This window comes from Thiohalocapsa marina (assembly GCF_008632335.1).
Lineage (GTDB): Bacteria > Pseudomonadota > Gammaproteobacteria > Chromatiales > Chromatiaceae > Thiohalocapsa > Thiohalocapsa marina.
In genome coordinates, this window is the sequence record NZ_VWXX01000020.1 from 51,282 (window position 1) to 61,138 (window position 9,857).

General features: G+C 66.1%; 7 protein-coding genes and 1 tRNA gene. 5 read left to right on the forward strand and 3 right to left on the reverse strand.

Going from position 1 to position 9,857, the window contains the following annotated elements; translation table 11 throughout:
* Positions 1-33: 33 nt before the first annotated feature.
* Entirely contained in the window at positions 34-2,193 is a 2,160-nt protein-coding gene (pta, locus tag F2Q65_RS12565) for a phosphate acetyltransferase (RefSeq protein ID WP_150093763.1), read from the reverse strand.
* Between the two features lie 186 nt (positions 2,194-2,379).
* Between pta and F2Q65_RS12570 the strand changes: the two genes are divergently transcribed.
* Both F2Q65_RS12570 and F2Q65_RS12575 read left to right on the forward strand, forming a co-directional pair.
* A complete protein-coding gene (locus tag F2Q65_RS12570; protein WP_150093764.1) occupies positions 2,380-2,826 on the forward strand; it encodes a hypothetical protein in 447 nt (148 codons plus the stop codon).
* 212 nt (positions 2,827-3,038) lie between these two features.
* The gene (locus F2Q65_RS12575; protein WP_150093765.1) at positions 3,039-4,496 is read left to right on the forward strand and encodes a 2Fe-2S iron-sulfur cluster-binding protein; all 1,458 of its coding nucleotides are present in this window, start codon (positions 3,039-3,041) and stop codon (positions 4,494-4,496) included.
* Positions 4,497-4,628: 132 nt separating this feature from the next.
* Here the strand turns inward: F2Q65_RS12575 and F2Q65_RS12580 are convergent, their stop codons facing one another.
* The gene (locus tag F2Q65_RS12580) at positions 4,629-4,820 is read right to left on the reverse strand and encodes a hypothetical protein (protein ID WP_150093766.1); all 192 of its coding nucleotides are present in this window, start codon (positions 4,818-4,820) and stop codon (positions 4,629-4,631) included.
* Between the two features lie 351 nt (positions 4,821-5,171).
* Here F2Q65_RS12580 and F2Q65_RS12585 point away from each other — a divergent pair, with 351 nt between their 5' ends.
* Positions 5,172-6,560 carry a hypothetical protein gene (locus F2Q65_RS12585; RefSeq protein ID WP_150093767.1) on the forward strand — a complete coding sequence of 463 codons (1,389 nt, stop codon included), beginning with the start codon at positions 5,172-5,174 and terminating at the stop codon, positions 6,558-6,560.
* 134 nt (positions 6,561-6,694) lie between these two features.
* Positions 6,695-6,779, forward strand: a tRNA-Leu gene (locus tag F2Q65_RS12590).
* A gap of 7 nt (positions 6,780-6,786) precedes the next feature.
* Here the strand turns inward: F2Q65_RS12590 and F2Q65_RS12595 are convergent.
* Positions 6,787-8,565 carry a putative bifunctional diguanylate cyclase/phosphodiesterase gene (locus F2Q65_RS12595; RefSeq protein ID WP_150093768.1) on the reverse strand — a complete coding sequence of 593 codons (1,779 nt, stop codon included), beginning with the start codon at positions 8,563-8,565 and terminating at the stop codon, positions 6,787-6,789.
* A gap of 184 nt (positions 8,566-8,749) precedes the next feature.
* Here F2Q65_RS12595 and glk point away from each other — a divergent pair, with 184 nt between their 5' ends.
* Positions 8,750-9,742 carry a glucokinase gene (gene glk, locus F2Q65_RS12600; RefSeq protein WP_150093769.1) on the forward strand — a complete coding sequence of 331 codons (993 nt, stop codon included), beginning with the start codon at positions 8,750-8,752 and terminating at the stop codon, positions 9,740-9,742.
* The last annotated feature ends 115 nt before the right edge of the window (positions 9,743-9,857 follow it).

Sequence of the window (9,857 nt, forward strand, 5' to 3'; positions counted from 1 at the left end):
GACTCGTGTGCTGGAAGAGGGATCTGGTACGGCCTATGTGCTGGCCTGTGCGGTAGCCTGTTCACCGGCCTGTTCACTGGCCTGTTCACTGGCCTGTTCACTGGCCTGTTCACTGACTTGGGCCTGAATCGCCGTGATTGTCACGGTGTTGACGATATCGGTCACGGTGCAGCCGCGGCTGAGGTCGTTGACCGGCTTGTTCAGGCCCTGCAGCACCGGCCCGATGGCCACGGCGCCGGCGCTGCGTTGCACCGCCTTGTAGGTATTGTTGCCGGTGTTGAGGTCCGGGAAGATGAACACCGTGGCGTGGCCCGCCACCTCGCTGTCGGGCATCTTCGAGCGGGCGACACTGGCATCGACGGCGGCGTCGTACTGGATCGGCCCCTCGAGCTTGAGGTCCGGGCGCCGCGCGCGGGCAATGCGCACTGCCTCGCGCACCCGCTCCACGTCCTCGCCCTTGCCGGACTGCCCGGTGGAGTAGGACAACATCGCCACCCGCGGCTCGATGCCGAAGGCCGCCGCGGTGCCGGCGGACGTGATGGCGATGTCCGCCAGTTCCTCGGAACTGGGGTTGGGGTTAACGGCGCAGTCGCCATACACGAGCACCCGGTCCGCCAGGCACATGAAGAAGACACTGGAGACCAGTCGGGTGCCGGGCCGGGTCTTGATGGTCTCGAATGCCGGGCGAATGGTGTGCTGGGTGGTGTGCACCGCGCCAGACACCATGCCGTCGGCGTCGCCATTGTGCACCATCAGGGTGCCGAAGTAGCTGACATCCTCCAGCGCGTCGAAGGCCATCTGCTCCGAGATGCCCTTGTGCTTGCGCAATTCGAAGTAGATGTCTGCGTAGCGCTTGCGCGTGGGCGACGTCTGCGGGTCGATGATGTCGACGCCGTCCAGCTTCAGGCCCAGCTCTCCGGCGCGGCGCTGGATCTTGTCCGGATCGCCCAGCAGGGTCAGGTCGGCGACACCGCGCAGGGTCAGGATCTCGGCGGCACGCAGGATGCGCTCGTCGTGGCCCTCGGGCAGCACGATGCGCTTGCGCTGGGCCTTGGCGCGGTGGATCAGCTGGTATTCGAACATCAGCGGCGTCATGCGCACGGACTGGTGCAGCGCGACGCGCTGTTGCAGGTCCTTGATCTCCACATGCCGCTCGAACACGCCCAGGGCCGCAGCGATCTTGCGGTCGTCGCCGGGCAGGATAGTGGATTCCACGCGGTTCACCGCCAGGGCGGTGCGGAAGGTGTCCGCCTGTGTGCTCAAGATGGCCACCTTGTTGCGCCGCAGGCCGTCGAGCAGGCGCTGCACATTGTCCGCCGGCCGCAGTCCGCCGGTCAGCAGCAGGCCGGCGACGCGCGGGAAGGACGCCGACACGTCCGCGGCCAGACTGGCCAGGATGATGTCGCTGCGATCACCGGGGGTGATGATCAGGCAGCCGTCTTCGACATAGTTGAGGAAGTCCGGCACTTCCATGGCGGCGATGAGATAGCTGCCCACCACCTGGTTCAGCGCATCCGCGTCACCGCACAGGCCTTCCGCGCTCAACGCCTGGCCGATCTCGCCGATGGTGGGCCGGGCCAGGGCCTCGTTCTCCGGCAGTACGTAGAGCATCTCGGTGTCCGGAAAGACGGCGCGGGCACGCCGTTGCACCAGATCGACGAATTCCGGGTTGACCCCGTTGATGACGGTGGCCAGCAGGTCGACGCGGCGGTCCAGCATGGACTCGTGGGCGATGTGCACTGCATGCAGCGCGGACTCCGGGTTGCGGCCGAAGCCCTTGACCACCACCACGATGGCGCAGCCGAAGTTGTTCGCCAGGTCGGCGTTGAAGTCGAACTCCAGTGACGGTACCAGGCCGTCGTAGTCGGTGCCGGCGCAGAGCACGATGTCGCACTTCTCGTCCAGCAGCATGTATTTGTTCAGGATCAGCTTCAGCAGCTCGTCGTAGTGGCCGCCGGCCACCAGCTCGCTGGCCATCTCGGCGGTGCAGCCGTATAGCTGCTCCACCGGAAACGGCAGATCATAGCGGGCGCGGATGAGATTGGTCAGGTCGTCGTCCTGGACGCTGCCGCTGACGATCGGACGGAAGAAGCCCACGCGTCTGTTGATCGAGGACAGGAGCTCCATGAACCCCAGCACCACGACGGATTTGCCACTGCCTGCGCCTGCACCGGCGATGTAGATACTCTGCATCGAAATACCCTGATCGAATGAGGTTGGTCGGACGACGTGGCCGGGGCCCGCGCTGGCTCGACGCATGGATGATGCCGGAAAACCGGATAACGCGTGTTACGAGGTGTTTACAGGCGCGCCGCATCTGGTCGAGACTATGCACACACGAGAGCAGGTCCGGCGCACTCAAGACGGGGAGGGCGAACCATGTCCACTTGTATCCGGTGTCCGAGCACGACGCACCTTGGCCGGCTGTTGGCCTGCCTGGGGCTTCTGCTCGCGCCCGCGGCGTTTGCGCAGACCCAGGTATATCGGTGTACGGCCCCGGACGGCTCCGTGGAGTTCCGCCAGCAGCAATGTGCCGCGCGCGACACTGCCCGCCAAGTGGAGATCGAGGATCAGCGTACCGGCTGGACACCTCCCTCACCCCCGGAAGAGACCGCGCCGCCCCCCGAGCGAACCCGGTCGCGGGCATCCGGCACCGCCGCCCGCGATGCGGCAGCGCAGAGACAGGCCGAGCGCTGTCTGGCCAAACGCCAGCAGATCGAGCGCGTGAACGCCCAGCTGCGCGCAGGCTACAAGGCCGACCAAGGGGTCAAGCTGCGCCGTAGACGTGCCGAGTATGAAGACTACCTGCGTCAGTTCTGTCGTTGACCGCGGACGAGGGTTGCATCGTGCAGCACGTCTGTCATCCTCATCAAGCCCACCATGATGCGGCAAGCGTGCCGGGCGTCGCAATGGCCGGTATCCGATGCTCAATATTGCTAAACCTCATGAGTCGGAGGGTTAGGCTAGGAAAGGCATCGGCATCATGGTCAAAGTTCATATACTGTCACTGCTTTGGTTTCAGATAGGTTTTCCAGCCCATGACCCAGCTTTTGTCCCTGTCCCGTGCGGCCCGACTGGCCGGTGTCACCCGCGCGGAGTTGCAACGGCGCATCCGCGGCGGTGAAATCCAGACCTTCGAGGGTGAGGTGGCGGTGTCCGACCTGCTGCGGGTCTACCCCCGGGTCAGTCTGGAGAAGACCGGTATGCTGGAGCGAGTGGAGCGCATCAAGGCCCGGGCGGTGCCGCGCACGTCGCAGGATGACACCGTGTTGCCGAGTGCCGAGGTGTTGCTGTCGCGTATCCGGTCCCTGAGCGAGGCGCTGACGCACAAGGTGGCGCTGGTGGATGCCCAGGAGGCGCTGCTGGAAGAGCTGCGCCAACGCCTCGCTGCCCTGGCGCCGACGTGTGACGCGGCCGAGGCCGGAGCCCTGGGCGACTGGCTCGACCGGCGCCGGGCGGAGATCGCCGCGCAACCGGTGGACGAGGGCCGTACCCAACTGCTTGCCAAGGACACTTTCCTGCGCATCATGTCAGCCAGCGTGAAGATCATCCCCAGCGGTCACGAATTCTTCGTCGACGGTACCGAGTCCATCCTTGATGCGGCAGTTCGTTCCGGGCTGCGGCTGAGCTACGGCTGTTCCAGCGGCAATTGCGGCGAGTGCAAGGCGCGGGTGGTCTCCGGCGAGGTGTGGAAGCTGGGCGAGCACGACTATGTGCTGAGCGAGCGTGAGAAGCAGATGGGCTATGTGCTGACCTGCTGCAACACCGCTGTTACTGATGTGGTGCTGGAGGCGGCGGAGGCCCGTTCGGCGGCGGACCTGCCGGAGCAGCAGATCCAGGCGCAGATCCGCAAGCTGGAGCCGGACTCGGACACCCTGCTGCAACTGCACGTACAGACCCCGCGGACCCAGACCCTGCGCTTCATGGCCGGGCAGCAGGCGCGGCTGCAACTGGAGAGCGGCGCTTCGGCACAACTGCCCATTGCCAGCTGCCCCTGCAACGGGCGCAACCTGCAGTTCTCGGTGCGTCTGGGCGAGGATGCCTTCAGCCGCGAACTCTTCAGCCAGGCGAAGGCGCGCCAGCGGATCGATCTGGCAGGGCCCTACGGCCGTTTCGTGCTTCGGGAAGAGGCCACCGAGCCGGCGGTGTTCGTTGCGGTGGGCGACGGCATCGCGCCGATCAAGAGCCTGATCGAGCATGCCATCTCCATCGATAACGTGGTCGGTTTCCACCTCTACTGGACGGTGGCGGCGGACGACGGCCACCATTACCGGCGCTGGTGTCGTGCGCTGAGGGAGTCGCTTGACAACTTCGCCTTCACCCCCCTGGTGGAGGCCGATGCCGATGATCTCCTGGCCCTGCTGCGTGCGGACCTGAGCGACCTTGCCGATGTATACTACTACCTGGCCGGCGAGGCCAGTTTGCTGCATGGCCTGCGCCGGCGACTGCTCGATCTGGGGGTGGCGGAGGAGCGGATTGCGCTGGAGGTCCTGTAGTGAGGGCCGCCGCGGAAGGTTCAGCCGGTCGGTTGACAGGGTGTTTGGCTGTTTGGCCGGTTTGCCAGTTGGTTCGCCGATGGGTTGGCCGATCGACCGGCTGGCCGGGTCGTTGGCCTACCGGGCGATCGGTCAGGCGGCCAGCCCTTCGGGCGGCTGGCGCTCCTGTCGCGACGGCAGAAAGACCGTACCCTTGCCGAAGCGGTGGATGGCCTCGTTGCGTACCCAGGCGGGCGCCCGGTGATAGAAACGCACATAGGTGAAGCCGCAATCGCCCCGTTCGATGGAGGCCACCCAGTCGGAAAATTCTTCTTTGCTGCTCATTGTCACTCCCCTTCGTCTTGTTTCCTTGGTTCCTGCCCGTTCCGTACGAGCGTTCGGTTCTCGCGTGAGGGCATTTGGCGCACACGCCAGGGCATATTATTAAGGCTTCGTGGAATTTTCTTCAACTACAGTTGTGTGACGTCGACAGGCTCGAATTTCGTTCAACTGTCAGGCCCCATAATTCTCGGCAAAGTTCCCGACCGTCATGCGGATGTGCACGCAAGGTGCCGCACGTCGGGCTCGACAACGGAAGATTCGTCATGCACCCTGACAGGCTGACCTGAGACGGGCATCCCGACCGTCACCGCAACACGGCACGGATTTAGATTCAGCTCAAATGGTATCCCTCACATGGCGACATCCAGCGACCCCGGGGCGCGTCCGGACAGTCCGGGCGATCCAGACACCATGCCCGATTTCACCGCGGTCTTGAAGAAAGAGGCCAAGGCGAACGACTCCGTGAAGAACGACGCCGGGAAGAACGACGCCAGCCCCGAGTCGCCGGCTGCGGACACCATGCGCGACTTCGAGAAATCCCTGGTGGAGCGCATTGCGGATGTCGATGACGAGCGTCGGCGCACCAGCACACAAGTGCGCAAGGCGCTGGCGGCGCACCGCGACGAGGTAGATGACTTCCTGCGCGGTGATCGGCAACTGGTGCTCTTTGCGGCCGCGTTGTCCGCGGTCTCCCTTGTGGTGGTGCTCTGGCTGGTGCTCGGCGGAACGGGCCGTTACGACGGTGTCTATCAACGCCTTGTCGAGGCGGAGCGGCAACTCGCCGCGGTCGAACAGCAGCTGGCTGCGCTTGCGTCCGAGTCGGCTTCATTGGCTGAAACGGCAATCGCAGCGGCCGCCGAGACGGCGTCAGGACCAGTGCCGGAATTGGCAGAACTGGGCCGGCGCGTCGAGGACCTCACAGCCGCACTGGATGACCTGAGCGCACAACGGCAGGTGGCAGAAGGTGAGGTGCAACGGCAACTGACCCAGATCGAGCAGCGCATGGAGCAGATCCGCGGCGCTGCCGCCGGTCAGCGCGATGGCAGCCACTCTGCTGGCCAGGCGCTGGAGCAACGCCTGGCGAGCGACGCGGCGCAGGTGCGCGAGACGCTGGCGGCGCTCGAGCGCCGCCTGGGGGCACTGGAGCAGCGCCTGACGGGCGATGCCGAGACGCTGATCGCCCTTGATGGGCGTCTGGATACGCTGGAACAGCAGCTGTCGGACGATGTCACGCAACAGGGCGAGACGCTGGCGGCCCTTGAAGGGCGGCTCGATTCGCTGGATGCGCAAATGCGCGCAGAGTTCCAGCGTCCCGCGGTGTCCGCAGGATCCGGGCCATCCGCCGACCAGGCCGTCGCGCCGTCCGCCGATGAGTCCGTCCGGACCGATGCACCAGAAGGCGTGGTTTCCCTGCCCGGTGACGAGCCGATGCTGATTCTGGATGCCCCGCACGTGGCCCTGCAGCTGGTGGGTTATCACAATCGGGCCGATCTGGACCGGTTCGTCGCCGCCCACAGGCTGCCGCAGACGCTCTATCTGCGTCGCGAACCCTATCAGGACCGCCCGGGATACTCGCTGATCTACGGGCTGTACCCGGACGCGGCGACCGCGAACAGCGTCCGCTCGACCTTGCCGGAACCCCTGCGGCAACTGGATCACTGGTTGCGGGAACTGCCGGCGGGCACCGAACTGCAGCGCCTGCGCGGTAGCGACCCGCCTCCGGCCCCGCCGCCTGCCTCTTGAGTTGCCGCTTGAAGGGCCTGCTGATCGGCATCCAGGCCGGTCTCCCGACCCGCTGGCGGTTCGGGGCGGATTCCGGCTACACTAGCACGCCTTCGGGTCCCGTCATCCTCGACTGACGGCGGGCAGCCCGACGGGCGCGGGTGGCGGAACTGGTAGACGCGCTGGATTTAGGTTCCAGTGGAGCAATCCGTGGGGGTTCGAGTCCCCCCCTGCGCACCACATCCCCTCACACCTCTTCGAATGCGAGCTCCACCGGCGTGAAGGCCGTGAGGAAGCGGGTCATCTCGTCCGCCGGCAGCGGGTGACTGATCAGGTAGCCCTGGATGGCGTCGCAGCGCAACTCCCGCAGGCGCCGGGCCTGGTCCTCGGTCTCCACGCCCTCGGCGATCACCTCCAGCCCGAGACTGTGGCCCAGGGCGATGATGGCCCGGACGATGGCCGCGCTGTTGCTGTTTCGTGTCATCTCGCGGATGAACGACAGGTCCACCTTGACCTTGCCGATGTCGAGCTGCTGCAGGTAGGCCAGCGAGGAGTAGCCGGTGCCGAAGTTGTCGATGGCCAGACCGATGCCCAGGGCCTTCAGCGCCGAGATCACCTTCATGGCGTGATCGGAGTCGACCATGACGGTGCTTTCGGTGATCTCCAGATTGACCAGTTGCGGCGGGACCCCGGTGTCGTTCAGCGCCGCCATCACCGATGCCACCAGATCACCTCGGTTGAGCTGTGTGGCCGACAGGTTCACCGAAACCGGGCCATAGGGCAGCCCGGCATCGGCCCAGCGCACCACCTGCCGGCAGGCCTCGCGCAGGGCCCAGTCGCCGAGCCTGGTGATCAGGTCGCTCTCTTCCGCCAGTGGGATGAACTCCGCCGGTGCGATCCAGCCACGCTCCGGGTGCTGCCAGCGGGCCAGTGCCTCGAACCCGACCAGGCCGCCGCAACGCAGATCGATCTGCGGCTGGTAGTGCAGCCGCAACTGCCGGTTCTCCAGTGCCTGGTGCAGGTCCGAGTTCAGCGTCAGCCGGTCTTGGGCGCGCTGGGCCAGGTCCGGGGAGAAGAAGCGCATCAGGCCGCGGCCCTGCAGCTTCGCCTGGTGCAGCGCGGCATCGGCGTTGCTTTGCAGGCGCTCGGCGTCTGCTCCGTCGGCGGGATAGACCGCGATCCCCAGGCTGGCGCCGACGACGATCTGCTTGTCCTGGATTGCGATGGGACGGGTCACGTCTTGCATGATGCGCTGGGCCAGCAGATCGATGCCGGATCGGCCGCTGTCGGTGGGCAGGATGATGTAGAACTCGTCGCCAGCGATCCGCGCGATGGTGTCGACCTGCGGCAACAGCGCACGCAGCCGCTCGGCCACCTCCACCAGCACCTGATCGCCGGCGCTGTGGCCCAGGCTCTCGTTGATGGTCTTGAAGTTGTCCAGGTCCAGCAGGAGCAGGTTGAAACCGTGCTGGTCGCGGTCCGCCTGCTGGATGGCGCGTTGCAGCAGCTCGCGGAACAGGGTGCGGTTGGGCAGCCCGGTCAGGGGATCGCGGTTGACGAAGAAGTCCCGCTCCTGTTCTGCGCGTCGCCGGTCGGTGACGTCTTGGTTGGAGCCGCGCCGGCCCAGGAACCGGCCGTTGTCGTCGTATATCGGCTTGCAGACATGCTCGATCCAGCGCTCCTCGCCGCCGCGGGTGCGGATGCGGAACACCACCGGCTCGGACTCGTCGCCGGTGATGTCCGTCACATGCATCCGCCACAACTCCGCGTCCTCGGTGTGGATGATGTCCGTCATCAGCGCGGGGTTGGCCAGAAAGTCGTCCGGCGTGTAGCCCGATATCTGCTCGCAGGCCGGCGAGATATAGACGAAGCTGCCGTCGGGGGCGGTCAAGAACTCCCAGTTGGGCGAGGAGTCGGCCAGCGCCCGGTAGCGTTGTTCGCTTTCCCGCAGACGGGCCACAGGGTCCGCCTGCGACGCGGCATCGACGGCAGTTGGAGGCGATTGCGTCTTGGCCCGGTGGTTCATGTCATTGGCGTCTTGCGAAGCGTTGCCTGTGGGTCGGCGGAATGGCTGTCAGTATAGTCAAAGAACGACAGCCTGTCGGGCTTGGCCGAGCCCCTTGCCAACCGCGTAGACGCACAGCATGCAGAGAAGAGGGTTGGGAAGGATCGGTTAGAATGGGAGGTTGTTGCTGACGCGGAGGCTCGACATGGCATTGCTGGTGGGCGATATTGGCGGCACCAAGACGGTGCTGGCACTGGCGCACTTTGAGCATCGGCAGGTACGGCTCAGCGACGAGTGCCGCTATGCCAGCGAGGCCTTCGACGGCCTGGAGGCGGTCATCGCCCGGTTCGTCGAGGAGTCCGGCGCCCGCTTCGACGGGGCCGGCCTGGCCGTGGCCGGACCGGTGGTTGACGACCGCTGCCTGGCGACCAACCTGCCATGGGAACTGGATGCCCGCCGGGTCAGCGAGTGCTTCCGACTGCGCCGGGCCTGGCTGCTGAACGATCTGGAGGCCGTGGCCTGGGGGATACCCGCGCTGGAGCCGTCGCAGTTAGCGGAGCTGCAGCCAGGTCGCCAGACCCCCGGCAATGCCTGCGTGGTGGCGGCGGGCACGGGGCTCGGGCAGGCAGGCCTGTTCTGGGACGGCCGCATGCATCACCCTTTCGCGACCGAGGGCGGTCACTGCGACTTTGCCCCGGCGGACGCGCGCGAGGCCGCGCTGCTGGCGTACCTGCAGCCGCGGCTGGGCGGGCATGTGAGCTGGGAGCGGCTGGTCTCCGGCATGGGCATCGGGCATCTGTACGACTTCCTGCGCCAGTGCCACGGCGGAGCCCATGCGCCGGCAGTCGCCCGGGCCATCGACGAGGATGGCGATCTGGCTGCCGCGGTGGCGGACACGGCAGCCGCAGGCGCCTGTCCGGTCTGTGTCGAGGCCATGGACCTGTTCGCATCCCTGTACGGCCGCGAGGCGGGCAATGCGGCGCTCAAGCACATGGCCCTGGGTGGGGTCTATCTTGGGGGAGGCATCGCCCCGCGGCATCTGCACCTGTTGCGTGGCGGGTCCTTCCTGCGCGGTTTTCTGCACAAGGGGCGCATGGGTCCTTTGATGCAACAGATGCCGGTGCGGGTCATCCTGGAGCATCGGGCGCCTTTGTTCGGCGCGGCCAGATACGTCGCTCAGGCTGCGGCTAGGCATTGAAGGCCGCTTGTATAAGGAACGCGCCCAAAACAAGGTGAACACTGTAGGGCGGATAAGCGAAGCGCATCCGCTGTTGTGGCCTGTGGCGGGTGGGCGTCGCGTATACCCCCCACCG